Origin of the sequence: Mycobacterium shottsii, from assembly GCF_010728525.1 — a bacterium.
Classification (GTDB): Bacteria; Actinomycetota; Actinomycetes; order Mycobacteriales; family Mycobacteriaceae; genus Mycobacterium; species Mycobacterium marinum.
Window position 1 is genome coordinate 394,444 of sequence record NZ_AP022572.1, and the last position, 25,399, is coordinate 419,842.

The 25,399-nt window shown below is 65.3% G+C and carries 23 protein-coding genes and 3 pseudogenes; 8 read left to right on the forward strand and 18 right to left on the reverse strand.

Annotated features, from left to right (window positions below):
* Nucleotides 1–58: 58 nt before the first annotated feature.
* The 4 genes and pseudogenes from G6N41_RS01845 to G6N41_RS01860 all read right to left on the reverse strand — a co-directional run bounded on the left by G6N41_RS01845 (nt 59) and on the right by G6N41_RS01860 (nt 4,200).
* Entirely contained in the window at nt 59–934 is an 876-nt protein-coding gene (locus G6N41_RS01845) for an alpha/beta fold hydrolase (protein ID WP_198966421.1), read from the reverse strand.
* 176 nt (nt 935–1,110) lie between these two features.
* Entirely contained in the window at nt 1,111–1,800 is a 690-nt protein-coding gene (locus tag G6N41_RS01850) for a GAP family protein (RefSeq protein ID WP_198966422.1), read from the reverse strand.
* An 82-nt stretch (nt 1,801–1,882) separates the two neighbouring features.
* Entirely contained in the window at nt 1,883–3,034 is a 1,152-nt protein-coding gene (locus G6N41_RS01855; protein WP_198966423.1) for a TDT family transporter, read from the reverse strand.
* A gap of 50 nt (nt 3,035–3,084) precedes the next feature.
* Nucleotides 3,085–4,200 (reverse strand): annotated as a pseudogene (locus G6N41_RS01860) (IS3 family transposase).
* A gap of 279 nt (nt 4,201–4,479) precedes the next feature.
* Here G6N41_RS01860 and G6N41_RS27720 point away from each other — a divergent pair.
* Nucleotides 4,480–4,722 carry a hypothetical protein gene (locus tag G6N41_RS27720; protein ID WP_231608780.1) on the forward strand — a complete coding sequence of 81 codons (243 nt, stop codon included), beginning with the start codon at nt 4,480–4,482 and terminating at the stop codon, nt 4,720–4,722.
* A 55-nt stretch (nt 4,723–4,777) separates the two neighbouring features.
* On the opposite strand, the gene G6N41_RS01865 is transcribed toward G6N41_RS27720, so the two are convergent.
* Nucleotides 4,778–5,521: a DUF2510 domain-containing protein gene (locus G6N41_RS01865; protein WP_036457040.1), complete on the reverse strand. Its 744-nt coding sequence runs from the start codon at nt 5,519–5,521 to the stop codon at nt 4,778–4,780.
* A 68-nt stretch (nt 5,522–5,589) separates the two neighbouring features.
* A complete protein-coding gene (locus G6N41_RS01870; RefSeq protein WP_198966424.1) occupies nt 5,590–6,294 on the reverse strand; it encodes an LppP/LprE family lipoprotein in 705 nt (234 codons plus the stop codon).
* Nucleotides 6,295–6,560: 266 nt separating this feature from the next.
* On the opposite strand from G6N41_RS01870, the gene G6N41_RS01875 reads away from it, so the two are divergent.
* Nucleotides 6,561–8,096 (forward strand): LCP family protein, encoded by a 1,536-nt coding sequence (locus G6N41_RS01875; RefSeq protein ID WP_015357337.1) that lies wholly within the window; start codon nt 6,561–6,563, stop codon nt 8,094–8,096.
* Nucleotides 8,097–8,106: 10 nt separating this feature from the next.
* On the opposite strand, the pseudogene G6N41_RS01880 reads toward G6N41_RS01875, so the two are convergent.
* The 10 genes and pseudogenes from G6N41_RS01880 to G6N41_RS01920 form a co-directional block, all read right to left on the reverse strand.
* Nucleotides 8,107–8,980 (reverse strand): annotated as a pseudogene (locus G6N41_RS01880) (IS5 family transposase).
* A 56-nt stretch (nt 8,981–9,036) separates the two neighbouring features.
* Nucleotides 9,037–9,828 (reverse strand): SDR family NAD(P)-dependent oxidoreductase, encoded by a 792-nt coding sequence (locus tag G6N41_RS01885; RefSeq protein WP_198966425.1) that lies wholly within the window; start codon nt 9,826–9,828, stop codon nt 9,037–9,039.
* 3 nt (nt 9,829–9,831) lie between these two features.
* Nucleotides 9,832–10,665 (reverse strand): SDR family oxidoreductase, encoded by an 834-nt coding sequence (locus tag G6N41_RS01890; RefSeq protein ID WP_198966426.1) that lies wholly within the window; start codon nt 10,663–10,665, stop codon nt 9,832–9,834.
* Nucleotides 10,666–10,756: 91 nt separating this feature from the next.
* Nucleotides 10,757–10,999, reverse strand: coding sequence for an acyl carrier protein (locus G6N41_RS01895; RefSeq protein ID WP_012396495.1), 243 nt, complete (start codon nt 10,997–10,999; stop codon nt 10,757–10,759).
* Nucleotides 10,996–11,415 (reverse strand): hypothetical protein, encoded by a 420-nt coding sequence (locus G6N41_RS27725; protein ID WP_231608781.1) that lies wholly within the window; start codon nt 11,413–11,415, stop codon nt 10,996–10,998. The genes G6N41_RS01895 and G6N41_RS27725 overlap by 4 nt, the downstream gene beginning before the upstream one ends.
* Nucleotides 11,416–11,442: 27 nt before the next feature.
* The gene (locus tag G6N41_RS27730; protein ID WP_231608782.1) at nt 11,443–12,405 is read right to left on the reverse strand and encodes an AMP-binding protein; all 963 of its coding nucleotides are present in this window, start codon (nt 12,403–12,405) and stop codon (nt 11,443–11,445) included.
* A 381-nt stretch (nt 12,406–12,786) separates the two neighbouring features.
* Nucleotides 12,787–13,947 carry an aminotransferase class I/II-fold pyridoxal phosphate-dependent enzyme gene (locus G6N41_RS01905; protein WP_231608783.1) on the reverse strand — a complete coding sequence of 387 codons (1,161 nt, stop codon included), beginning with the start codon at nt 13,945–13,947 and terminating at the stop codon, nt 12,787–12,789.
* Nucleotides 13,948–14,220: 273 nt separating this feature from the next.
* The gene (locus tag G6N41_RS01910) at nt 14,221–15,156 is read right to left on the reverse strand and encodes an enoyl-CoA hydratase (RefSeq protein ID WP_198966428.1); all 936 of its coding nucleotides are present in this window, start codon (nt 15,154–15,156) and stop codon (nt 14,221–14,223) included.
* 66 nt (nt 15,157–15,222) lie between these two features.
* Nucleotides 15,223–16,056, reverse strand: coding sequence for an ABC transporter permease (locus G6N41_RS01915; RefSeq protein WP_198966429.1), 834 nt, complete (start codon nt 16,054–16,056; stop codon nt 15,223–15,225).
* Nucleotides 16,056–16,736: an ABC transporter ATP-binding protein gene (locus tag G6N41_RS01920; RefSeq protein WP_198966430.1), complete on the reverse strand. Its 681-nt coding sequence runs from the start codon at nt 16,734–16,736 to the stop codon at nt 16,056–16,058. Before G6N41_RS01920 ends, G6N41_RS01915 begins: the two co-directional genes overlap by 1 nt.
* Nucleotides 16,737–17,439: 703 nt before the next feature.
* Here G6N41_RS01920 and G6N41_RS01925 point away from each other — a divergent pair.
* The 6 genes and pseudogenes from G6N41_RS01925 (at nt 17,440) to G6N41_RS01950 (ending at nt 24,110) form a co-directional block, all read left to right on the forward strand.
* On the forward strand, nt 17,440–20,379 hold the full coding sequence (locus G6N41_RS01925; protein WP_198966431.1) for an MMPL/RND family transporter: 2,940 nt from the start codon (nt 17,440–17,442) through the stop codon (nt 20,377–20,379).
* A 90-nt stretch (nt 20,380–20,469) separates the two neighbouring features.
* Nucleotides 20,470–20,772 (forward strand): PadR family transcriptional regulator, encoded by a 303-nt coding sequence (locus G6N41_RS01930; RefSeq protein ID WP_198966432.1) that lies wholly within the window; start codon nt 20,470–20,472, stop codon nt 20,770–20,772.
* A gap of 67 nt (nt 20,773–20,839) precedes the next feature.
* Nucleotides 20,840–21,004 carry a hypothetical protein gene (locus G6N41_RS01935; RefSeq protein WP_011741708.1) on the forward strand — a complete coding sequence of 55 codons (165 nt, stop codon included), beginning with the start codon at nt 20,840–20,842 and terminating at the stop codon, nt 21,002–21,004.
* Nucleotides 21,005–22,507, forward strand: a complete 1,503-nt coding sequence (locus G6N41_RS01940) for an alpha,alpha-trehalose-phosphate synthase (UDP-forming) (RefSeq protein ID WP_198966433.1) — start codon at nt 21,005–21,007, stop codon at nt 22,505–22,507.
* Nucleotides 22,508–22,553: 46 nt separating this feature from the next.
* Nucleotides 22,554–23,427 (forward strand): annotated as a pseudogene (locus G6N41_RS01945) (IS5 family transposase).
* Between the two features lie 101 nt (nt 23,428–23,528).
* A complete protein-coding gene (locus G6N41_RS01950; RefSeq protein ID WP_198966434.1) occupies nt 23,529–24,110 on the forward strand; it encodes a hypothetical protein in 582 nt (193 codons plus the stop codon).
* 44 nt (nt 24,111–24,154) lie between these two features.
* Here G6N41_RS01950 and G6N41_RS01955 read toward each other — a convergent pair whose 3' ends face one another.
* Nucleotides 24,155–24,655, reverse strand: a complete 501-nt coding sequence (locus tag G6N41_RS01955) for a mammalian cell entry protein (protein ID WP_198966435.1) — start codon at nt 24,653–24,655, stop codon at nt 24,155–24,157.
* Nucleotides 24,655–25,386: a mammalian cell entry protein gene (locus G6N41_RS01960; protein WP_231608784.1), complete on the reverse strand. Its 732-nt coding sequence runs from the start codon at nt 25,384–25,386 to the stop codon at nt 24,655–24,657. Before G6N41_RS01960 ends, G6N41_RS01955 begins: the two co-directional genes overlap by 1 nt.
* Nucleotides 25,387–25,399: the final 13 nt, after the last annotated feature.

Below are 25,399 nucleotides of genomic sequence, written 5' to 3' on the forward strand. Positions count from 1 at the left end.
TCATTTCCGGTCTGCCGCGGGCCTGTTGGCCAACCGCTCCCGAGTAGCCAGGGATCGATCACCCAGCGTCGAGATGGCGGCTCAGAAAGTCCAACACGGCCGCTGCGAAGATGTCGTTGCGGTCGCCGGCGACCATGTGCCCGGCGCCGCGGACATCGGTGAACTCGATATTCGGGAAGCGGGCAAGAAATTCCTCGGCTCGCTCCTGACTGACCAGGTCGCTCATTTGCCCCCGAATGAGCAACATGGGAACGCCGCCGCGCAGGATCGTGTCGACGGCGGCGTACAGCCGATGAGGCTCGGTGACTTCGATGGGGGGAAAGGCGGCGGAGCCGCTGATGAACCGCGGATCCCAGTGCCAATACCACCGATCGCCGCGACGGCGCAGGTTGGTGGTCAGGCCCTCCAAGTCGGTTGGCCTGGGCCGATGGCGGTTGTAGGCGGCGATCATATCGGCCACCTCATCCAGCGAGCCGAACCCCGATTCCACCCGCTCGACCATGAACGCATGTATCCGACTGGCTCCGGAGGGATCCATGTTCGGCACGATGTCCACCAGAACGACGGCACTGGCAATGCCCGGCGAAAGTTCCCCGGCCAGCAGCATCGACGTGAACCCGCCCAACGACGCGCCCACCAGAACCGGTTGCGGGGGCAGGCCTCGTAGCACCTCTTGAATATCCGCGGCGAAGCTGACAACGCGATAGTCCCCGTGCGGTGACCAGTCGGATTCACCATGCCCACGCAAGTCCACGGTGACCGATTGCCAACCCCGCTCGGCCACGACGGCGGCCACTCGGCCCCACGAGCGCCGAGTCTGTCCGCCGCCGTGCAAGAACACCACGGCACGTCCTCGCGGGTCACCGCAGCGATCTGCCACGATGCGAACGCCATCGGGCCCCTGAACCGAGAACCGCTCGGGTGCTGTCGCCAACAGCTGATACTAAGATGCTCTAACGTCGAGTCCGAGTCCGAGTCCGAGTCCGAGTCCGAGTCCGAGTCCGAGTCCGAGTCCGAGTCCGAGTCCGAGTCCGAGTCCGAGTCCGAGTCCGAGCTCTCGAGGCTCCCCGAGCAAGCCACACACCCACCCGCGTGGCCAGGGCGGATCCCTTACAGCGCGTGAATTCCGTTGTAGAGCACCATCACACCGATCAGGATCAAGACGGCCGCGAGCATCCCCGCGTGGTTCTTTTCCATCCATTCCTTGAGCCGGTCCAGCGAATCCTCCAGACGGTCACCCGCACCCACGAAGGCCAGGATCGGACCGGCCAACGTCGATGCCGAGATGGCGACGAAAATCGCACCGCAGATCCATCTCATCGCGACACCGAGCCCACCGGTGCCGATCGCCAGTCCAGCCGCCAGGCAAATGATCACCACCTCGGGGCGCACCAGCACCAACACGGCCGCGGTTATCCCGGCACTCCGTGGCGTGATGGTGGCGAACGACCGCATCCACCGTGGTGATTCGACCTCCCCGTGCCGGTTCAACCAGCGGTAGATGCCGAACAAGATGAGCAACGACCCGACGACGATGCGAGCCCAGGATGCCCAGGCGGGTGGGGACCTACGCAGACCACCGAACAGTTCCGACCCGGCGACAAACATCGCCGTCACCGCTATCAGCCCCAGCACCCAGCCGCCCAGGAACGCCAGCCCCGTCGGCCGGGGGCGCGGCGCATGTAGCACCAATACCGCCGGAATGATGGTTATTGGCGAGACCGCGATCACCAGCGCGAGGGGAACGAGGCTGGCCAGCACTGAGCCGGAATTTCCTGTCACGGGCAGCAATTTTCGCATCGACCGGACGCACCGACCATGACAACGCGCCCGGCCCCCCGATATTCACGCCAAACCTCAAGCCGGCGACAACAGAATTCGTTCAAGGAACCGGATCCTTGCTGGCCTTGACCGGCGCAGAGCTGGGCGGCAGGTTGAGCAGGTTGCCACGCAGACTCCCGCGCACGGTCCGGATGGCCACCAGCACCCAGGTGGCCAGCAGGCCGGCGTAGGCAGCGGCAGCGGCGACCCGGAATGCCGGCAAATGCGTATGGAGAGCCAGCTGCGACGTGCCGGTGACAAAGGTGCCGACCGGAAAGGTCAGGCTCCACCACGTCAGGGCGAACGGCATGCCCCGGCGCAGCGTGCGCACCGTCAGCGCGGTGGACAGCGCTATCCACAACATCGCGAAGCCCCACACCGGGACGCCGAAGACGATTGCGAACGCCTGCATGGTCTCCGCCAATTCGTGGTCCACCGCGCCGGTCGCGGCGGCCGCCCCCAAAAGTCCGGCGGCGGTGATGGATTGCCCCAGGGGTCCCAACACGATCCACAACGTGGGTACTCGCGCGGTGCCCGAGGTGCCGTACAACACCAGCCGGCTCCAGATCATCGCGATGATGTTCAGCGACGCCACAAACGACAATCCGAACATCGCGTAGCAGCCGTAGAGCATGGTTTCGCGGCCGGATCCGGCCGGCATATGCGGTAGCAGCAATGCGCCGGTCGCGGCCGACACCATCGGCGGGACCACCGGCATGAGCCACCCACCGAATGCCGCATCGGGCTCGACACGGTGCGGGGTGAACATGAGGAACGGAATGCTCACCGCGGTGAACAGGCCGCCGATGGTGCCCGCGGTCCACAACACCCAATCCAGGTCGACGGCGAGTCGCTCGCCGATGAGGGGCCCGCCCGCCAGAACCGCGCCGGCACCGACCGTCATGAGCGCCATGGGGGCAGCTCCGTAAAAGTGCGCCATCTGCGGATTGCGGGCGTGACTGCGCGCGACGGTGGGGTGTCGCAGCCAGTGGCCGCCGACCAGGACGATCAGCGCGAGAAGCAGCGCCGCGGCGATCACCCAGACGACTTGGGTGAAGGCCCGCAGCCCCACCAGGTGGACGGGCAGGGTCGCGCCGGCGACGGCCACGATTCCGGTACCCATGACCGAGGCAAACCAGTTGGGCCCGATGTTGCCCAGCACCTCGACGCGAGTATGCGGCGACGGCGTACCGGGCGAATTTGTAACGGCCATAGCTGAGATGGCCTGACCCCGTGAACTGGTCCGCGGCGAACGAGAGTCATTCATCGGTGGGTACAGGCGGCAGCATAGCGGGCAGGCGGTAGGTAGCCCAGCGATGAATGCCGCCGATGATGGTTGTACTCGTGCTTCCAGTCGCCGATGACGACACGGGCCTGGGCCAGCGACCAGAAGCTATTGATGTTGAGGCACTCGTCGCGGATGCGGGAGTTGAACGACTCAACATAGCCGTTGCGCCATGGCTCGCCGGGCGGGATGAAGTGGAGTCCGACCTGGCCCTCGGCCCAGTCTGCCATTGCGCTGCAAGCCAATTCGGGTCCGTTGTCACACCGCAGCACCGCGGGTAAGGCCCGCGCCCGGCGGCTATGCGGCCCAACTCCTCGGTGAGGTGATCACCGGTGATGCTGCGCTCGACCATACCGCCGAGGCATTGGCGGGTGTGCTCGTCGATGATCGACACGATCTTGATCGGCCGCCCATCGGTGGTCACGTCGAACTGGAAGTCCACCGCCCACACCCGATCGGGTGCATCGGCGACTACCTCTGGCGGGGCGGTGGAGGTGCCGTGCCGTTTGCACTTGCGACGCTGCGGGACCCGCAGTCCTTCCTCACGCCAAAGCCGTTGCACCTTCTTATGGTTCACTTCCCAGCCTTCGCCGCGGGCATCGTGGTAGGCCGGTCGGAACCCGCGACGAGGATGCTTGTTGGCGTAGTCGCGTAGCCACTCCCTCAGAGCGGCGTCCGGATCGGCCGGCGTGCCCGCAACCGGTTCGTGGCGTTGGGTGGCGCGGTGCTGCCCGGTGACGCGGCAGGCAAACCGCTCGCTGACCCCAGCACGCGCTGGAGATGACGAACGGCCGCCCGCCGGCGCTCCGGGCCTAAAAGTTTCCCCGGGCGATCTCCCACAGCGCGTCCTTCTCCAACTCGGCATCGGCCAACAACCTTTTGAGTGCGGCGTTCTCGCGTTCGAGGTCCTTGAGCCGTTTAGCGTCCTCGGCCTTCAGGCCGCCGAACTGGTTGCGCCACCGGTGGTAGGTAGCCTCAGAGACCCCCAGCTCGCGGCAGACCGCCGCGGTGTCCTTGCACTCGGCCAACAGCCCGTCCGCGGTCATCAGCTTGCGCACAATCTGCTCCGGACTGTGCCGTTTCCTCGTCGCCATGATCTTGTCGAGCCTTCCTGCCCACAACGTGGGCCACAAGACTCTCACAAGCCGTGGATCAACCGATCGGGGTCAGGCCAGAGAAACCTAGTGCCGAGTTCGCTTCGGCGCCGCGCGGCGCCGCAACTTGCGCGCCCGTGCGGCGGCGGCCGGTACGGGCGGCCAAACCGCCGGCCGGCCGGACTGCGTAGGGCAAATTGCCGCCACGACCGTGGTGCGTGAGGGTTGAGCGCGAGCCGAAGACACTGCCTGCAGTGATGCTCCGGCGAAAGGTTCGCATTGAACAGAGTCCCGGTTGCGGTCTGCATTGCCGTCGTGCCTTTGGTTGCCGCGTTCGCCATGCCTATCAAGCAACGGTGCGGCGCACCGGGCCGCAGGTGCGCTACCGCAGTAGACGCACGTGGCTGTGTTCACCGTTACTACGAAGTCGAACCATTCATCATTTTTCTCATTGAACGCGCAACGGGCTCGAATATCCCCTTCTACTACACGTCGGGAGAAGAAATCGTGAGGGTCCAATAGCCCTCGCTCGAGGCTCGACGTCGGTCACGAATGCTTGCCGACCACAACGGATTCACTAGGTACAAACTTGCGACGCGAACTCCACCGTGGTGGTCGACGGTGTGTTGAATTGTGAGTCGACGGTCAGCGTGGGAACCACTAGTTGGTTTTCGATTCCCAGTCGCTTGAGGTCGAGGTTGATTTCAATGGTGTCGGGCGCGGTTCTACGGGCATTGGTGTCTCGATCCGGCCGCATGGTCACGTCATTCCCGTTGGACGTCAGGGTGGCGGTGATGGCGAGGTCGTCGGTGTCCTCTTCGGGACCCAGCTCGACGAACTTGCGGCCGTTGTTGGCAACGCTGAATGTCAGCACATAGCCCACGAACCCGGACGCATGACTACCGCTGGGTGACTGCGGCAACGGTTCGGCGAACCGAATCACCAGCTCGAGTACGCCCGCGCTGGGATGTTCGACCTGCACCGCGGCCACGATGATCTGGTCCGGCGGCTTTGGCCCCTCCTGTATGCGGCATTCGAGATGATTGGGCAGTCGCGCCCAGTTGTCGGGCGGCGATTGCAGCCAAAACGCAACGCCGATTCCCGCCGAGATCAGCACGAAGGCGATGGGCAACAGCAACCGCAGCGCCAGCGGCATCGCCGACCATCCCCGGCGCACACCGTCGACAACGGCCGCCAGCGGCGAGCGCGCTATCCCAGCAGCTGCCCGACAGTGCTCAGTCCAGCGCTCACCGTCCCAATATCGTCGTCCCCCGGAACCGCCGGGGTCGGCATACCATCCCGCCGGCGGTGAAGTCGGCACCCACACGCTCCATTCAATCGATTCAAACGTCAGGAACTGGTCAGCTCAAACCGCGTCGGCCGGCCAGATCACGGTGGCGAATCCCATGGCTCTGGCGGCGGATCAAGCATCTGCACGTGGTCACCCTGCCACTGAAACCCGACGACGGTCAGCACGCCATCCTCGCAAGCGTCACAGCTCTGCCTGGACCGATACGTGAGGACCACCAGATCGTCGGTGGATGCCGGAGCTTCCAACTGGGTGAACGGGTATGCCTCGGGTGTCGCCGTCCCGACGAACTGCCCGCGATGAAACATCAGCGCCTCGTCTGGCGAGCTGCGAGTCGCATCGACCACCGTCACCACCACCGCGGATAGGTCCGCGCAGGGGTCGTAGTCGCTGAATTCCGGGGTGGGGTTCCACGGCCTACCGGTCTTTTTATCCGGGGGCAGCGTGGCCAGCGCCGCCGCCACCGCCGCCGCCTCATCCGGGCCGCATGACCCGGGCGGCGCGCTGGTGGGCGACGTCGCGACCGGCGTCGTGGCCGACGTCGTTGCCGGTGCGGTGGCCGCTGTGGTGGCCGGCGGACTCGCGGCCGGCTGGGGCCTGGCCGAGTACGCGATGATCGCCACCGCGCCGACGCACACGGCGTCGACCAGGGCTACGACCAGCCAGATCACCCGGCCGGATCCGCCCCGCACTCCAGGTTGCGACGACGTTGGCGTGGTGTCGACGTTGTCGGACGGCTGATAGACCGGTGGCGGCCAGTTGGGGTCGATCTCGCCAGAAGCCATATTTCCCGGGGTCCCCCCCCAATACCCTCCAGACACCTGTACGGTACTTCCGAATTTGGCGAATTGTAGCCCGAACATGCAGTTAGGGGAAATGTCGCGGCCGTGAAATCAGCGCCACGCCGGGGGTGAATCTGCCCACATCAGAGCTTCTAGAGTAGGGTCCACACAGCAATCTGCCGCATACTGGACGGCATGCATCGAGCGATGTCCCCGCAAACCGCTGGCCAAGCGCCGGTCGGTGGGCCGGTAGCGGACTAAGGCTCGTAATGGGACGTACCAAAGCCCGGCATCGCGCTGTTCGAAAACCGTCACCGATCCGCCGGCGGGTGTCGCGCACCCTGATGACCCTGGTGTCGGTGGTCGCGCTGGGAATGACCGGGGCCGGATATTGGGTGGCTCACGGCGCGCTGACCGGCATCACCATCTCCCAGGCCCTGACCGCCGAGGATCCGCGATCCACCGGCAACAACATGAACATCCTGCTGATCGGGCTGGACTCCCGTAAGGACCAAGAAGGCAACGACCTGCCGTGGTCGATCCTGAAGCACCTGCACGCGGGTGATTCGGATCAAGGTGGTTACAACACCAACACGCTGATCCTGGTGCATGTCAGCGCCGATGGAAAAGTTGTCGCCTTCTCGATCCCGCGTGACGACTGGGTGCCGTTCACCGGCGTTCCCGGCTACAACCACATCAAGATCAAAGAGGCTTACGGACTCACCAAGCAGTACGTCGCGCAGGAGCTGATCGATCAGGGCGTGACCAGCCAGCGCGAACTCGAGACCCGCGGCCGCGAAGCCGGCCGGGCCGCAACTTTGCGTGCGGTGCGCGCTCTGACCGGTGTTCCCATCGACTACTTCGCCGAGGTCAATTTGGCGGGCTTCTATGACCTCGCCCAAGCCCTGGGCGGCGTGGAAGTCTGCCTGAACCATGCCGTTGACGACTCCTACTCGGGAGCCGACTTCCCCGCCGGCCGCCAGCGCTTGGATGCCGCCCAGGCACTGGCCTTTGTGCGCCAGCGCCACGGTCTAGACAACGGGGACCTGGATCGCACCCACCGCCAGCAGGCTTTCCTATCGTCGGTCATGCGCGATCTGCAGGATTCGGGCACCTTCACCAACCTGGACCGGCTGGACAGCCTGATGGCGGTGGCACGCAAAGACCTCGTGTTGTCCGGGGGCTGGGATGAGGACCTGATTCGCCGCATGGGTGAGCTGGCCGGAGCCGACATCGAGTTCCGGACGCTACCGGTGGTGCGGTACGACAACATCGACGGCCAGGACGTCAACATCGTCGATCCCGCGGCGATCAAGGCCGAGGTAGCAGCAGCCATCGGCAGCACATCAACCGCCGCCACGGCGACCACGACGCCGGCCAAACCCAGCCCGTCCACCGTCGTTGACGTGGTCAACGCGGGCAGCATAAGCGGGTTGGCCAGCCAGGTGTCCAACGCACTGCGCAAGCGCGGCTATACCACCGATCAGGTCCGCGACCGCAAGTCCGGAGACCCGGCGGCCACCACGATCAAGTACGGCCCCGGTGCGCAGGCCGACGCGATGAACCTGGGCACCCTGTTGGGTATCGACGCCCCGAAGCAACCGGATGCCAGCATCGAACCCGGACATATCCAGGTAACGGTGGACACCAACTTCTCGATGCCGGCGCCCGACGATTCCGACGACGACACAACCACCTACCCCAAGCCCAACGCGTACTACAACGGGGGCGACGACAGCTCCAGCTATCCGGCGCCAGACCACGGACAGCCGATCGACGGCGGCGGAGTTCCCTGCGTCAACTAGGTCCTGTCTGCTAATTGCGGACGCGGTGGTAGGTGATGATGGCGGCCAGGGTGACACCGCCGAGGTAGGTCAGGGCGTATTTGTCGTAGCAGGTGGCGACCGCGCGCCAGTGTTTGAGCCGGTTGAAGCTTCGCTCGACGGTGTTGCGGTGCTTGTAGATTCGGCCTGAGAACCCCGGAGGCCGTCCTCTGTTGCGGCCTTTGGCTTTGCGGCGGGTGATCTGGTCGCTGCGCTCGGGGATGGTATGGGCGATCTTGAGCCGGCGCAGCTGTGCCCGCGTCGAGTCATAGGAGTACGCCTTGTCCGCCAGCAGGTGAAACGGGGCGTATGAGTTGCTGCACCGGGCGGCCAGCAATGGCCAAAGCATCGGATTATCACCGGCTTGACCGGCCGACAGTGCCAGGGTGACCGGACTGCACAGCTGGTCGGTCAAGGCGTGGATCTTGGTAGTCAGCCCGCCGCGGGAACGCCCAATGGCGTGGTCATCGGGCTCATCGAGATATTTCTTGTAATTCGACAGATCCCCCTGTGCGGCGCCCGGAGCGCGCTCCGGCTGCGTGTCGGTGGGCGCGCACACTGGTCGAATCGACCGACAACAGTGCGCCCAGGTCGGCGTCCTCGGCGTCGAGGTCAGAGGCGATCGCCGCGAAGATCCGCGCGTAGATGCCATCGACCGACCAGCGTAGATGCCTCTCGGCCACCGATTGCCAGGGACCGAAGTGCTCGGGCAGGTCACACCACGGAGATCCCGTACGGTAACGCCAGATAATGCCCTCCAGAGTACGTCGATGATCGTTCCACGGCCGGCCACGCCGCCGCCCCGCAGGCAACACCGCCACGATCAGCGACCACAAATCATCAGAAATCGCATGCGTCCGCATCACCCAAACAGCATCAGCCAAAACACCATTCACATTAAGCAGACACGCCCAAGCCCGAGTCAGGCGTGAGTTCCGCCATCGATGCGGATCCCGGTGCCGGTGATGAAGGCGCCATCCTCGGATACCAACATCGCGATCACGCCCGCCACGACGGAGGGATCGGCCATTCCGGCGCCACTGGAGGTCTCGGTGGTCGGCAGAATCGGCATCAGCCGGGTGAACAGCGACCAATTCGCGTCCGCCGGGATGTACCCGCCGGTGGCGTCGGTGATGCCGGACTTGATGCTCCCGGGCGCCACGCACACCGCTCGTAGGCCGTCTCGGGCGTACTCGAGGGCCAAGGAATGGGTGAACGCCTGGACTCCGCCTTTGCTGGCCGCGTAGGCGGCCATGTACGGATGGGCAAACGCGGCCGAGGTGGAGCTGAAGTTCACCACGGTGCTGCGCTGATTGTCGAGCAGCGCCGGCATTGCTTCCCGGACCACCAGAAAGGTGCCGGTCAGGTTGACCGCGATGATCTGGTTCCACTGTTGGATGCTGGTTTGATGCGTGTGCGCGGCACGCAACATCCCGGCGGCGTTGACCAGCGCATCCAGACCGCCGAGCGCCTGGACAGCCGCGCCAACGCCGTCGACCACCGACTTCTCGTCAGCGACGTCGATCTGGCACGTGGTGAGTCTGGCGCCGGTCCCGGCCTCAGCTGTGCGCGCCTGGGTTCTGGATAGGCTATCCGCATCGATATCGGCGCCAACCACCGTGGCCCCCTCGTCCAGTAGCCGCAACACCGTGGCCTGGCCGATGCCGGAGCCGGCGCCGGTCACCAGGATTCGCTGTCCAACCAGTCGAGTCATGGGTCAGACCAATCCGCGCAGTGCGTCACGGCCGAACACCGGTTCCAGCATCGCCGAGAAGTCCGGGCCGCGCCGCAGCATCTGGCCGCCGTCGACATTGATGACCTGTCCGGTGACGAAGCTGGCGGCATCGCTGAGCAGAAAAATCGCCATGTTGGCGACGTCCTCGACTTCACCCTGGCGGGGCAGCGGCGTGCACATCGCGTAGTCGGAGCTCAACTCAGCGGACTCGGTGATCGCTGCGACGAGGTCGGTGCGGATCAAGCCGGGGCGGATGCTGTTTACCCGCACCCACGACGCGCCAAGCTCGTCGACGGCCAACTGCATCAGGTGATCGACCGCGGACTTGGTGACACCGTAGGCACCGAACCAGCGATGGGTATTGCTGGCCGCAATCGAGGAGATGCCGACAAACGATCCGCCGCCGCCTCGCACCATCTCTCGTGCGGCGTGTTTGAGGACGTACATGGTGCCGTTGACGTTGAGGTCGACCGTACGGCGCCACGCTTCGGAGTCGACCTGGGTGATCGGTCCGATGGTCTCCGATCCGCCCGCACAGTGCACCACTCCATGCAGCCGGCCGTGCCAGGCGGTAACCGCATCCACCGCGCGGGCGGTCTCGTCCTCGTTGGTGATGTCGGTGGGTTCGTACCGGATGGCGCCGCCGTTGGCACCTAACGCTTCGAGTTCCTGTACCGCGCCGGCGAGCTTGTCGGGGTTACGGCCGACGATCATGACCGAGGCTCCGGCCGCGACCAGCCCGGCGGCCACTCCCTTTCCGATTCCGCTACCGCCGCCGGTGACCAGGTAGGTCCGGTCTTGGAACGAAAGCTGCATCTGGACCCCTCACGCCAAAACTGAAACAGGTTCTAGTCATAGAACCATGCACCATGATCGCCGCTGCGGCTCCCCCCGGCGCGCGGACCGACTACGCCGTCTCGCCCACGTGCCGGTTGACCCACCCGATCACTTCGCCCACCGTCTCGAGCGGGATTTCGGGATCTTTGAGCCGCATCTGCAGGCGGCTCTCCAAGGCCGCGACGAGTTCCATCTTGCGTGGCGAGTCATAGCCCAAGTCATCAACCAGATACGAATCGACGGTTACCGGTGCCATGTGGTCGGGCGCCAGCGACGCGATAACGGACAGAATCGCTTGATCGAGTGGATTCATGCTGGACTGACCTCTCCGAAGAGTTCTCGTGCCATGACGTGACGGATCTTGCCCGAGGCGGTCTTGGGTACGTTACCCTTGCCAACCAGCAGCACCGTCGGGCTCAAGCCCGTTGCGCCGCGCACATTCTGGGCGATCTGGCGGCGCAATTCCCGGCCGTCCTCGATGGACGGGTCCGCAACGGTCTCGGCGACGATCCTGATCTCCTCGCGCCGGTCGGCCAGGGTGACCCCGAACGCGACAACGCCTCCGCGCCTGATGCCGTGGACCGACGCGGCCAGCCGCTCGATGTCGGCGGGAAAGATATTGCGGCCGGCGACGATGATGACGTTCTTGCGGCGCCCGCACACGACGATTTCGCCGCCCTCGGTCAGATACCCGAGGTCGCCGGTGAAAAGCCAGCCGTCCGGGTCCACGGCGGCGACCTCTCCGTCCATCGTGAGCTAGTGACGGGCCACGGCGTCGCCGGCGATCGCGATCTCGCCCATGCGGCGCGGCGGCAGGTTGCTGCCGTCGGCGGCGACGATCCGCACCTCGACCCCGGACATCGGGGGTCCCAGCGTCACGAACTGTTTCGTCGGCCCCCCGCAGGAGCACGCCGGTAGCGCCAGACCCCGGTTTTCCAGTTCCTCGACGCACACCGACTCGGTCGTGAGCGGATTGTCGACAGGCGAAAACGACACCGCGACGGTCGCTTCGGCCAGACCGTAGGCGGCGCCGAGCGCCGTGTGGCGCAGTCCAAAGCGCCCGGCTTGCCGCGCGAACTCCGCCATGGTCGCGGGATCGATGGGCTCCGCACCCGTGACGACGCAGCGTAGGGCACCCAGGTCGTAGGTGCCGTCCTCGACCGCGCTGAGTAGGCGGCTGATGATCGAGTACGCGAAGTTGGGCGCCGCGGTGATGGTGGCCCGCCGCTCGGTCAGGATCTGCATCCACTTGAGCGGGGACACCACAAACTCCGTCGGCGTGATGTAGACCGCGCCGTTGCCGGCGAACATCGGAGAGATCAGGTAGGCGATCAGCCCCATGTCATGTGACAGCGGAAGCCAACTCGCGGTGATGTCGACCTCGGGGTCCAAATGCACCTCCGCCGTCATGGCTGCGACGTCGGCGAACAGGTTGCCATGGATGATCGCGACGGCTTTGGGATCTCCTGTCGATCCCGATGTGAGTTGGTAGAGCGCGACGTCGTCCTCGCCGGTCGGCTCCTCGGTGGCCGCACGTTCAGGCCAGCTCTCACCTATCTCGATGACGCGGTATCCCGCCGCACGCAGGGTCTCGGCCGCAGCAAGGAAAGGCTCCCCGATGACCACCCAGCGAGTGTCCAGCAACGCCAGCGCGCGCAACGTACCGGCGTGCCAACCGGCCAGATCGGCCTGCGAGGTCGGTTGCTGCAGCATGGTCATCGCGGCGCCCAGCCGCCAGATGCCTTGTACGACGGGAGCGACATCCTCGGGCCCGGCCGGCCAGCACGGTCACCCTGCTGCCGCGGGTGACTCCCTCGGCCGACAACCGGCCCGCAACCCGCACCGCCGTCTGATGAATGTCGCGCCAGCTGGCAAACCGCAATCCACCCGCGGCGCCGAAGTGCAAACCCCGCGGGGAATTGCTCGCGGTCGTTGCGATGGCGTCGGTAAACCTACTCATATTCCTGCCGCTTCCCATCTTGACGGACTAGCACCTGAGCGGTTATCGCGATTTCCGAAGATTGCGCGCGAACGAGCATTGTCGATTGAATTTTTTGATACGAAATTGTTAACATCAGCCAGCAATTTGACACTCAGCGATCATTTGTCTCGTGCGCCAAGCACGGCGGCGGCAATGACTTCGACCGCTCGCTCGATCTGGGCCGTCGAGTGACCCGCCGACACGCTGCACCGCATCAATGCCTCGTTCTCACCGACCGCGGGCGGAAGCGCCAGCGCGCAGAAGACACCATCGTCGAAGGCTCGGTTCCAGGCGGCGATCGCTTGGCTTTCACGCCCGATCCAAACCGACACATGCGGTGCCATCGCGCCCGAACCGTCGGCCCGGACTATCCCTCCTCGTACCTGCAATCCGTGTGCGACCAGACCGTCGCGCAGGGCTTGGGCGTTGGCCAGGACTGCGGCGGCGCGCTGTGCCCCCTCCGGGCCGCGAATGATTTCAATCGCCGCAGCGCTTGCGGCCAACGCGGCCGGCGCGGCCGTTGCGGTGAAGATATGGGCATTGGAGTGCAACTTGAGCACATCAATAAGGTCTTGGGATCCAACGATGTAACCGCCGGTGGAGGCGATCGCTTTCGACATGCCGCCCATCAACACGTCGACATCCTTGGCACATCCGAATTCTTCGGCGATTCCGGTGCGCCGCGACCCGAAGACGCCGACGCTGTGCGCCTCGTCTACGAACAGGCCCACGTTATATTTGCTGGCCAGCGCCGCAATGCCGGCCATCGGCGCGATGTCGCCCTCCATCGAGTAAAGCCCGTCGACGACGTTGAGTTTGGTGCCGCCGCGGTCAGCGGTGCGGATCAGATTGCGTTCCAGCGCATCGAGGTCATTGTGCGCAAAGAACCGCGAGCTGGCCCCGGACAGCCGGATGCCGTCCTGGATCGATGCGTGCGCTTCACTATCGGGAAACGCCAGATCGGTGACGCCCAACAAGGCGGTGAGCGCGCCCACGTTGGTCAGGTATCCGCTGTTGTAGACCAGCGCCGCCTCGGTCCCGTACCAGTCGGCCAGTAACTCTTCGAGCTCGACCTTGATCTGCAGCGTGCCGCAGAACGGAGGCGCCCCCGCACACGAGGGCCCGTAGCGCTCGGTCGCCCGATTCGCCGCCTCAACCAAGCGAGGGTCGCCACCTAGGCCCAGGGAGTTGTTCGAGGCGAACATCACCCGGGGCTGTCCTTCGACGACGGTGGTCGGCCCGGGGGCGGACTCCACGGTCCGAAAGAACGGCAATTCCATGCGAGCGCCGTAGTGCCGGAAGGCGGCCAAGCGACTGTCCCGCTCTACCCGCGCGTGCAGGTTCAACCGCGACGTATTAAGCACGCGTGTAATTAGACACCAAGTTAGGCCACTTAAGGGATGCTTTCCGTCAAGTGACAGCAATAGCGCAGAATCTTGGAATTTGGTTCCGAAAAACCGGATTCAACCAGTCCGCAACGGGAACGTCCCGGGGCCGCCTGAACATACTTTGGGGTTTGGTACCGGTTCTTGACAACCGCGTCACGGCCGGGTTTAGGGCGTATCGCGTCGAGCTACCTGGGTCGGCCCGGCCGTACGCCAGTCCTCGACGTCGGGCGGCAGCCCAATCGGGTACCGGTTCTCATTGTGGGCCGCCCAGTGCGCGTGACCCAGCTCGTGCACGTGAAACGCGTGCCGTAGCGCCTCGGTGAATCCCATCGCGTCGGAAGCGGCGTTGACCGAGTCCTTGACCAACAACGCCGCCATGGTCGGACGTTCGGCGATACGACGGGCGAACTGCAGGGTCTTGTCCGCCAGCTCATCGGCAGGGAAAACCTTGGACACCATGCCTAGCCGGTACGCCTCCTCAGCGTCTAGCGAATCACCGGTCAACAACAGCTCTTTGGCTTTGCGCGGCCCGAATTCCCAAGGATGGGCATAGTATTCGACCCCGGGCATCCCCAGACGCACCGCCACCACGTCGCTGAACTTGGCATTGTCCGCGACGACGATCAGATCGCAGGCCCAGATCAGCATCAGGGCCGCCGAGATCGCATTGCCCTGTACCTGGGCAATGGTGATCTTGCGCAGATCGCGCCAGCGGCAGGTGTTTTGGAAGTAGAAGTGCCACTCCTGCAGGTAGAGCTTCTCCATTACCGCGTCGCGGGTCCCACCGTGCGATCGGAAGGTCGGATGCTGCGCCGGCCCGGGTTTGCGTTCCAGCAGCGCCGCCTCGGACCCGAGATCGTGTCCGGCGGAGAAGTTCTTGCCACGCGCGGCGAGAATCACCACTCGCACGGTGTCGTCCGCCTCGGCTCGACCAAACGCCTCGTCCAGCTGCACCAACAGGGTGCGGTTCTGCGCGTTGTGCGCCTCGGGCCGGTTGAGCCAGATCCGGGCGATACGGCCCTCATCAAGGGTTTCGTAGGCCACCAGTTCGGCGGGGGCGACACCCTCCGCGCTGGTGTCGGCCTGCTCGGAGAGTGTCATTGCGCCCGCCTAACTTGTCCTGGGCTTGCGTGGATCTTTACAGATTACGTCCGTTGTGTAAGCGGGTCATCGCTGGGTTGCCCGCCGGCCGCACGGTCGGGCGCGACTGGGGCCCCCGTTGACCCCGGTTGGCTGCCGCAACGGTCGCAGCCGATGATCGCGGGTGAACACCAGGCGGACGAGACCGAGTCCGACGACCACGGTGGTGGCCGCAACGGAGCCGAGGATCAAAAACATCACGACCGCCTGCACCAGCACGGCCTGCAGCGGTGATACACCGGCCAGGATGAGCCCGGTCATGGCGCCGGGCAGGAACACCAACCCGGTGGCCTTGGTGGTCTCGATCTGCGGCGATATCGCTGACCGCAACAAGGTCCGCAGGTAGGGGGCGGCGGCCTGACGGGAGGGCTGCCCCAACGCTAGTCTCGCCTCCACCTCGTCGCGCTTGTCGCGCAGTTCGTCGACGAGGCGGCGAGCCACCAGCACCATCGCCGTCATCGAGTTGCCGATCATCATTCCGGCGATCGGCACCACGGTGCGTGCCTGCAGGGGAAACACCCCTAACCCGAAAATCACTCCCAGGGTGAGCACCGCCGCAGCAGAAAATGCCGCGACCGCCAGCAGCGCCGGCCGCGGCACCTCCGGCGCCCTCCGGCGTGCCACATCCCCGGCGTAGCCGATCATCCCGGCGATCCACGCCCAGGACCACCACAGCGAGCGCCCCGGCTCGAACAGCAGGGTCAACGCACCCCCCACCAGCAGCAGTTGCACCAGCGCGCGGGCCGCCGCCCAGACCACCTGCCGCTCCAAGCCCAATCGCTGCCACAGCGAAATCGCCGCCGCGAACGCGACCAGGGCCAGCGAAGTCGCCAGCCCTATCCACCCGATCTGACCGTTCACTAGCTCACCTGCCCGTCTGCGGGCCTGTCCACAACCGAATCGAGGCCGGTGCAGCGCCCCCGGGTGATATGCAGAATGCGGTCGGCGGCGCGCTCGGCCTGCGCCGCATCGTGGGTGACCCACAGCGCCGGAGTCCCGTCGTCCGCCAGTTCCCGGACCGCGCCCTCGATCACCGCGGCCGCGCCGGCGTCGACCGCCGAGGTTGGTTCGTCGAGCAACAAGACTTGCGGTTGCGCCAGCAAGGTCCGGGCCAGGCACATCCGCTGTGCCTCTCCGCCCGATAGCGCGGTGGCATCGCGATCCAGCCACGATCCCCTCAGAGCAACCCGCGCCAGGGTTTCGGCCATCTGAGCTTCAGAGGCGTCCGGCCGAGCGACCCGGAGGTTATCGGCCACGGTGCCGGCAAACGGCGTCGCACGCTGGAAGCACATGCCCACTCGGCGCCGCAGCCACAGCGGGTCACACTCAGCAATATCGTTGCCCCAGAAGAACACTCGCCCGCTCGTTGGCACCTCCAGTCGATTACACAGGCGCAACATCGTCGACTTCCCCGATCCCGATGACCCGAACACCGCCGTCACACCCTGCGCCGGAACCGCGGCGGTGAACCCATCCAGCGCGCGAACCCGGTGGCGCTGGACGACCACATCGACGAACTCGAACACCGGGCCCTCGCCCACTACGGCACCTCCCAACGTGTGCGGGCTCTCGATCTGACCAGCCGATCATGAAGCCGGCCGGCAGACCCGGCAGTCTCGACCAACAACACTATCGAAATACGATATCGAAGACCGATTCCATAGGACCCGCTGGCTCACCGGTGTCCGCCTTCGGGTTTCACGGTTGAGGGAATTAGCTTTTCTCCTCCGATAAATCCCGGCGGTGCGGTGAAATCAAACAAAAACCTCACGGTGAATAGATTCGCAGACGAAGCCCCCCCCCCGCTCCCCGCCGGGCGATCGAACACGGGCTTCCACACAACTTGGAGTTACCTGAACGTCCTCCTGGGAATTTGCTGACACCCGATTGTCAAAAAGGTTGACAAAGGCGACTTGCCGCCTTGTCGACACGGCGGCCAGCAACGTTTCACTGCGCTTCCCGCAAAGGGCGGTGAACAGCGATCATACCCACTGCTCGAGCCGCCTGACACGAACCCAGCCGGCGCGAGAAATGGCGCGTCAGCGGGCATTTGATACGACTCGTCAATCGAATACCGCGGCCCACATATTCCTTCGCTATACAAATCTCCAATCGCAGCCAATTTGGCTAATAAAAACCGCGGCTGCCGACGGTCGATGGCGGTGGTACGGAGTCAAACTAAATACCCCCTAGTGGTACAGCTCACAAGGGTACGCGCGTTGAATTCCGGTACTTTCACATCCCGTGTGGGATCGCTTTACCAAAATCACCAGTCAATACGCCGTGCTTATTGTGGGGCTCTGGATCGTCGGCGCCACCGTGGGCAACCTGTTGATCCCGCAGGCCGAAAGCACGGCACGTTCCCACGGCCGCGGGTTTCTTCCCGCCGACGCGCCGGTATCGGTCGCGGGCGCCAGGATGGGCGAGCAGTTCCGCGACGGCAACGCCGGCAACATCAACTATCTCGTGCTGGAGAGCGATCACCGGCTCGGGCCGGCAGAACGCGCTTTCTACGACAAGTTGTTGGCCAAACTGCGCTCCGACCCCACGAGTCTGGTGTCAGCCATGGACCTATGGTCGGACCCTTATACCGCCAGGGCGGCAGTCAGCACCGACGGCAAGGCCGAATACACGATGCTGCGACTGGCCGGGGATCTCGGCGCGGCGCAGGCGAACGCGGCACTGGACGCGGTGCGGCGGACCGTGGCCGACCAGCCCACCCCACCGGGTTTGCGGGCCTACGTCACCGGCCCGGGCGCCACCGTCGCCGACGAATTCGGCGAGATCGATCGGCAGATGCTGCTACTGACCGGTGTGACCGTGGTTCTCATCGCCCTACTGCTGCTCGCGGTGTACCGATCCGTGATTACCGCCGCGATTCCGCTGGTGGCAGTGGGACTCGGCCTGGCGGTCGGCCGTTCGATCGTTTCACTACTCGGCCAGCACAATCTTCTCGAGGTTTCCGTCTTCTCGGTCGCGTTGCTGGGCGCCATGGTGCTCGGCGGAGCTACCGACTACGCGATCTTCTTGCTCGGGCGCTATCACGAGGCGCGCCGCGACGGCGTCGAGCACGAACAAGCGCTGCTGGCCGCCAATCGCAACGTGATGCCGGTGGTCCTGGCCTCCGCGCTCACCCTCGCCGCCGCCCTGTCGTGTCTGACCTTCGCCGATGTCGGGTTGCTGCGCAGCGCCGGACTGCCCTGCGCGGTAGGCGTTGTCATCGGGATGCTCGCCTCGCTTACCCTGCTACCGGCCTTGCTGGACCTCGCGGGACGCCGTGGACTGACGCAGCCGAGGACGGTGAACCGGCCGATCCATCGACGCTGGCGGCGTATCGGCACCATGGTGGCACGCTGGCCAGGCCCCGTTCTAGTGGCCGCGGCTCTCGTTCTGCTGATCTGCACGCTGCCCATCACCGGGTTGACCTTCGGTTTCAACGAGCCCGCCGCAGAACCGGACTCCACCCTGGCCAACCGGGGCTACCAGGCCACCGACCGGCACTTCCCGCCGAACCAACTACTTCCGGAGACCGTGTCCATCGAGACCGACCACGATCTGCGCAATCCCACCGGCGTGATCGCGATCGAGCGGGTGACCCGCCAGCTGATGACGATTCCCGGCATCCGGATGGTGCAGTCCGCCTCCCGCCCAGCAGGTTCGGTGCCCGACGAAGCGACGCTGGCCAACCAGGCAGGCGCCATCGGCGACCAGCTCGATCAGCGCATCGCCCAGCTGGATCACCGCTTCTCCTCGATCAATGTGATTGCGCCGACACTATCGCGGTTCTCTACGGCGATATCACGTCTGCAGGAACAGCTTTCCGGCAGTGCGAACGGGCTCGGCCGGGTCAACTCCGGCATCGACGCCATGGACTCCGGATTGGTTCAACTGCACGACACCGCGGCGCAGGTCTCGGGATACCTGAACCCGCTGCGCGACTACACCAACAGCGTTGCCAATTGCCCCAGCGACCCGGTATGCGCATTGGTACTCAAGGTGATCGATCCGGCTGATTCCATTGTGGTGGAAACGAATTCGCTTGCCAAAGGAACATCACAGCTGGGCGCGGGAATGTCCGACACAGCCAAGTCCCTGACCACCGCCGATCAGTCCCTGGCCATCATGGGCGCCGACATGGCACAGCTCAGCGCGACGACCGCACAACTCGCCGACGCCGTGCACGATGCGCACACCGCGATTTCGGACATCATTGATTATCTGCGGGGCCTGCGCCAAGGCTTTCAGGGCAGCGCCGAGGGCACCTTCTACCTGCCCCAGCAGGCCTGGAATGACCCGCGCTTCCAGCGAGCGGCCAACCTGTACTTCTCCCCCGACGGACACGTGACTCGGCTGCTGGTGTTCGGCGACGGCGCGGTCTTCGGCGGGGATGGCGCCAACCGGTCTCAGCAGATCGTCGCCGCCGTCAAGGCCGCTACCAAGGAGGGCGTGCTGGCCGGAAGCACGGTGAACATCGCCGGCTTCGGCACCGCGACCGCCGAGTTGCGCGGGTACGTCCACCACGACTTTGTCTTGCTTGCCGCGGCAGCGCTGGCATTGGTGTTTCTGATCGTGCTGTTGATGCTGCGCAGCCCGGTGGCGGCGGCGGTGGTCATCGGTGCGGTGATCGTCTCGTATCTGTCGGCACTGGGCATCAGCACGTTCATCTGGCACGACCTGCTGGGCAAGGACCTGCACTGGGCGGTGCAGTCCATGGCCTTCATTTCGTTGGTGGCGGTGGGCGCCGACTACAACCTGCTGCTCACAGTGCGGGTGCGCGAGGAGGTACTCGCCCACCCGGACCGCGGGGTCGGTCTTCGCACGGCAACGATCCGTGCCTTCGGTGGCGCCGGCGGGGTAGTCACCACCGCGGGCATCGTCTTTGCGATCACGATGTTTGCCATGGCGTCCAGCGACGTGCTCAGCATCGAGCAAGTCGGCACCACCATCGGGGCCGGGCTCATCGTCGACACGCTGGTGGTGCGCATCTTCGCGGTGCCCGCGATCATGGGCCTATTGGGTCGGTGGTTCTGGTGGTCGCCGCCGCCGTTCCTGCGCGCTTCGTTGGCGGGCCCTCGCCGCTGGGGACCTTGGTTCCACAAGCGCATCGCCTCGGCGCGACGCTGGCTGTCCACTTCGGTGCTGGCGGCGTCGGTTCGGTACCTCCGCAGAACCGCATCGGGCTAGCGGGAGATCCGGCCCGGCCCTCGGCCACCGCGTCATGAGCCTAGAATCGCAATCCGATATCGGTTTCGTCACCACATGGAGGTGGTGTGAGTGCGGGAATTCCAGCGGGCGACGGTGCGATTACACATCCTGCATCACGCCGCCGACGATGAGGTTCACGGCGCCTGGCTGACCGAGGAGCTGAGCCGGCACGGCTACAAGGTCAGCCCCGGCACCTTGTACCCGACCCTGCATCGGTTGGAGGCCGACGGTCTGCTGCTGTCTGAGCAGCGAGTTGTCGACGGCCGCACGCGTCGCGTCTACCGGGCCACCCCCGCCGGACGGGCGGCGCTGACCGAGGATCGCCGGGCCCTGCGGGAGCTGGCTCGCGAGGTCCTGGGCAGCGACCTCTAAGCCGAGCTGAGCGCGCCAACCAGGGCGATCGCTGCAACGCAATACGGGTGTGGCCTACAGTTGTGTGATGCCTACAAAAACTGATCATGGCGATATCGGCGACGTGGAGCCACTCGCCGACAGCACCGCCAACCAGGCCAGGCGTGTCGTCGCGGCCTACGCAAACGATGCCGACGAATGCCGCGTTTTCCTATCTATGCTCGGTATTGGACCGGCGAAGCCCGAGAACTAAATGGGTCCCGGGGGACGCCAGTCCGCGGAACCTGCAAGCACGGAGGTCTTCGGGGACTCAGACTTTGTAGTTGTCGCCAACCGCCTGCCCGTCGATCAGGAGCGGCTTCCCGACGGCACCATCGCCTGGAAGCGCAGCCCCGGCGGGCTGGTCACGGCCCTCGAGCCGCTGTTGCGCCGGCGGCGGGGGGCCTGGGTCGGCTGGGCGGGTGTCGTCGAAAACGACGTGGACGTGCAGGACGAGCCGATCGTCCAAGACGAATTGCAGCTTCAGCCGGTACGGCTCAGCGCTGACGACGTCGCCCAGTACTACGAGGGCTTTTCCAACGCCACCCTGTGGCCGCTCTATCACGACGTCATCGTCCGGCCGATCTATCACCGCGAATGGTGGGATCGCTACGTCGACGTCAATCGCCGGTTCGCCGAGGCCACCGCCCGGGCCGCCGCGCGCGGGGGGACAGTCTGGGTGCAGGACTACCAGCTGCAGTTGGTCCCAAAGATGTTGCGCGCCATGCGCCCGGATCTGACCATCGGCTTCTTCCTGCACATCCCGTTCCCGCCGGTGGAGCTGTTTATGCAGCTCCCCTGGCGCACCGAAATCATCCAGGGCCTGCTGGGCGCCGATTTGGTCGGCTTCCACCTGCCCGGCGGTGCCCAGAACTTCCTGATCCTGTCGCGCAGACTGGTCGGAGCCGACACCTCGCGCGGGACGGTTGGGGTGCGGTCGCGGTTCGGCGAGGTGATATTGGGATCGCGCACCATTCGCGTCGGCGCCTTTCCCATCTCCATCGACTCCGGCGCACTCGACCAGACGGCCCGCGACCGTAACATCAGGCGCCGATCCCGCGAGATTCGCGCCGAACTGGGCAATCCCCGCAAGATCCTGCTCGGTGTCGACCGGCTCGACTACACCAAGGGCATCGACGTCCGCCTCAAAGCCTTCTCCGAGCTGCTCGCCGAGGGCCGCGTCAAGCGGGACGACACCGTCTTGGTGCAGTTGGCGACACCAAGCCGGGAACGGGTGGAGAGCTACCAGACCCTGCGCAACGACATCGAGCGCCAAGTCGGCCACATCAACGGCGAGTACGCCGAGGTTGGCCATCCGGTGGTGCACTATCTACACCGGCCCGTTCCGCGCAACGAACTCATCGCCTTCTTCGTGACCAGCGACGTCATGCTGGTCACCCCGCTGCGCGACGGGATGAACCTGGTGGCCAAGGAGTACGTGGCCTGCCGCAGCGATCTGGGTGGCGCCCTGGTGCTCAGTGAATTCACCGGTGCCGCCGCCGAACTCCGGCACGCCTATCTGGTCAACCCGCACGACCTGGAAGGCGTCAAGGACGGGATCGAAGAGGCGCTCAACCAGACCGAGGAAGCGGGGCGGCGCCGGATGCGGTCGATGCGACGGCAGGTACTTGCTCACGACGTGGACCGCTGGGCCCGATCCTTCCTGGACGCATTGGCCGACTCGCGCCCCAACGATTCGGTCGACGCCGCCGGCTAGGGCGTGTCTGCTTAATGTGAATGGTGTTTTGGCTGATGCTGTTTGGGTGATGCGGACGCATGCGATTTCTGATGATTTGTGGTCGCTGATCGTGGCGGTGTTGCCTGCGGGGCGGCGGCGTGGCCGGCCGTGGAACGATCATCGACGTACTCTGGAGGGCATTATCTGGCGTTACCGTACGGGATCTCCGTGGTGTGACCTGCCCGAGCACTTCGGTCCCTGGCAATCGGTGGCCGAGAGGCATCTACGCTGGTCGGTCGATGGCATCTACGCGCGGATCTTCGCGGCGATCGCCTCTGACCTCGACGCCGAGGACGCCGACCTGGGCGCACTGTTGTCGGTCGATTCGACCAGTGTGCGCGCCCACCAACACGCAGCCGGAGCGCGCTCCGGGCGCCGCACAGGGGGATCTGTCGAATTACAAGAAATATCTCCATGAGCCCGATGACCACGCCATTGGGCATTCCCGCGGCGGGCTGACTACCAAGATCCACGCCTTGACCGACCAGCTGTGCAGTCCGGTCACCCTGGCACTGTCGGCCGGTCAAGCCGGTGATAATCCGATGCTTTGGCCACTGCTGGCCGCCCGGTGCAGCAACTCATACGCCCCGTTTCGCCTGCTGGCGGACAAGGCGTACTCCTATGACTCGACGCGGGCACAGCTGCGCCGGCTCAAGATCGCCCATACCATCCCCGAGCGCAGCGACCAGATCACCCGCCGCAAAGCCAAAGGCCGCAACAGAGGACGGCCTCCGGGGTTCTCAGGCCGAATCTACAAGCACCGCAACACCGTCGAGCGAAGCTTCAACCGGCTCAAACACTGGCGCGCGGTCGCCACCCGCTACGACAAATACGCCCTGACCTACCTCGGCGGTGTCACCCTGGCCGCCATCATCACCTACCACCGCGTCCGCAATTAGCAGACACGACCTAGACCAACCGGGCCGCCAAAGCCATGGTTTTCGGGCCGAAACGCTGTGATACTCGAGAAGGCGTGCAAGGCGTTCAAGGGAGGTTCGGCGTGAAGATCCGCCATGGCCTGGCCGTCGGCGCCGGCATTGTTTCGGCCGTCGCGCTGGGGCTGACGCTGGAATCGGAAAGCCCGGCACACGCGCTGGGGCCCCCACCGGACGGTGCGTACACCCTCAATGAGGCCGGGGTGTCGGGGGTGACCTGGACAATCACCGCGCTGTGCGATCAGCCGTCGGGCACTCGCAACATGAACGACTACTCCGACCCGGTGGTATGGGCCTTCAACTGTGCCCTCAACGTCGTGAGCGCGACACCGAACGCACCGATAACCCGGGCGGAAAAGCTGCAGAACTTCAGCGGCAGGGCTCGGCTATCCAGCGTGCTGTGGACCTTCACCGTCACCAAACAGGACGGCGTCGTGTGTCCGGGCGGCGGCACGGCACCGTCCACCGACACCTATGCGTTCAGCGATGAAACGATGAGCGGTACGGATACAACACTGCACGATGCCGTCTGCGGCATGCAGCCGGACATGAAAAAGGAGCCGTTCTCCCTGCAGATGGTCGGGCCTCCGCCCAGCCCGATCGAGCGTTACCCGTTGTACTGCAACGACATTGCGATGTGCTACTGACACTGCGCCGAGGGCACCAAGGACACTGCGGGTGAGCGGGAACCTCAGATCGGCGTGATGTACGCGATCAGCCACTTTCCACCGATGCGCTTGTAGTCCACCCGAAGTCGGCTGCCGTCGTAGAGCGGCTGGCGCGATTTGTCGGTCACAGTGCGGTTCAGGTAGACCATCACCGACGCGGAATTCCGTTTGGCCGCCATGACTCCGACGCCGACGACATTGGCCTGGACCACCACTTCGCGTTTCTTGGCCTCGGGGATGATCTGCGCGTTGGCGCTCTTCTCGAATTCCTCGCGATAGGCCGGGGTCAGCAACGGATAGACGGCATTGAGGCTGCGCTCGACAGTTTGGTAGTCGTATCCGAAGACCAGGGGTATATCTTTGGCGGCCAGCCCGGGCAGCACCGCGCGCGCCGCGGCCTCCCCGCGCGCCTCCACTCGGTCCCAATAGAACCAACCGCCGAGGGCGGCCAACCCCACGATGACGACAGCCAGCATGCTTGCCGCGACAGTGATGACCCACCGCCGCCACCGCCGCAATCGCATCAGTTGCCCCCGTCCGGATACTTCAGGTCGTAGCCGGTCATCCGCCCGGTGTCGTCCTCATGCACGATGACCCGCAACCGGTAGGGCATGGAGGGCTTGTTGACCCCATCGATGTCGGCGACCGTGACCCGGACCGAGACCAGCACCGACGCGTTGTCGGTAACGGAGTCGATGTCTTCGAGCGCGGCACCGTTGATGACCGCCTCCGAGATGGCGTTGGTGGCGCGAAACAGACCCTTGAGGTTCTCGACGTTGTTGTTGGCGCTCAGCATGCCGCGCAGCGGCCCGCTGGTGCCGTCGACGAACAGGTTGACGGCCTGGTCGATGGTGTCGGGCGTGTAGCTGAACATGTTGACCACCGTCTGGGTGGCGGTATCGACGAAGCGTTGCTGGCGGGCCTGTACGGCTTCGGCGTCGCGGTGCCCCACCATCAGGACGGCCACGCCGGTGCCCAGCGCGGCGGCCAGGACCAGCCCGGCCGCCGCAGACAGCCATCCGACCAGCTTGCGGTGGGCCGGACGCCGTGGCGGCGTCCGAACCGCCGTCAGCGACCTGGCCGGCTTGGCCTGCTTGGCCGGCCGCTTGGCAGTGCTCGGTGCGGCGGTAACCCCGACGGTGGTTTCACCCGCATCCGATTCGCCGGACTCGCTTTTCGCGGGCCCCGCGGCACGAGACGCCCGCCGACGCACCCGCTGCGTCGGCGTCTGCTTATCCGCGTCTGCCGATTCCACTACTTCCACCACA

Excerpts from the sequence above, each read along its gene's own strand:
- G6N41_RS01850 (WP_198966422.1), bottom strand. The coding sequence starts at position 1,800 with ATGCGAAAATTGCTGCCCGTGACAGGAAATTCCGGCTCAGTGCTGGCC.
- G6N41_RS01855 (WP_198966423.1), bottom strand. The coding sequence starts at position 3,034 with ATGGCCGTTACAAATTCGCCCGGTACGCCGTCGCCGCATACTCGCGTC.
- G6N41_RS01870 (WP_198966424.1), bottom strand. The coding sequence starts at position 6,294 with ATGGCTTCTGGCGAGATCGACCCCAACTGGCCGCCACCGGTCTATCAG.
- G6N41_RS01875 (WP_015357337.1), top strand. The coding sequence starts at position 6,561 with ATGGGACGTACCAAAGCCCGGCATCGCGCTGTTCGAAAACCGTCACCG.
- G6N41_RS01885 (WP_198966425.1), bottom strand. The coding sequence starts at position 9,828 with ATGACTCGACTGGTTGGACAGCGAATCCTGGTGACCGGCGCCGGCTCC.
- G6N41_RS01890 (WP_198966426.1), bottom strand. The coding sequence starts at position 10,665 with ATGCAGCTTTCGTTCCAAGACCGGACCTACCTGGTCACCGGCGGCGGT.
- G6N41_RS01895 (WP_012396495.1), bottom strand. The coding sequence starts at position 10,999 with ATGAATCCACTCGATCAAGCGATTCTGTCCGTTATCGCGTCGCTGGCG.
- G6N41_RS27730 (WP_231608782.1), bottom strand. The coding sequence starts at position 12,405 with ATGACCATGCTGCAGCAACCGACCTCGCAGGCCGATCTGGCCGGTTGG.
- G6N41_RS01905 (WP_231608783.1), bottom strand. The coding sequence starts at position 13,947 with ATGGAATTGCCGTTCTTTCGGACCGTGGAGTCCGCCCCCGGGCCGACC.
- G6N41_RS01910 (WP_198966428.1), bottom strand. The coding sequence starts at position 15,156 with ATGACACTCTCCGAGCAGGCCGACACCAGCGCGGAGGGTGTCGCCCCC.
- G6N41_RS01935 (WP_011741708.1), top strand. The coding sequence starts at position 20,840 with ATGCCTACAAAAACTGATCATGGCGATATCGGCGACGTGGAGCCACTC.
- G6N41_RS01940 (WP_198966433.1), top strand. The coding sequence starts at position 21,005 with ATGGGTCCCGGGGGACGCCAGTCCGCGGAACCTGCAAGCACGGAGGTC.
- G6N41_RS01955 (WP_198966435.1), bottom strand. The coding sequence starts at position 24,655 with ATGCGATTGCGGCGGTGGCGGCGGTGGGTCATCACTGTCGCGGCAAGC.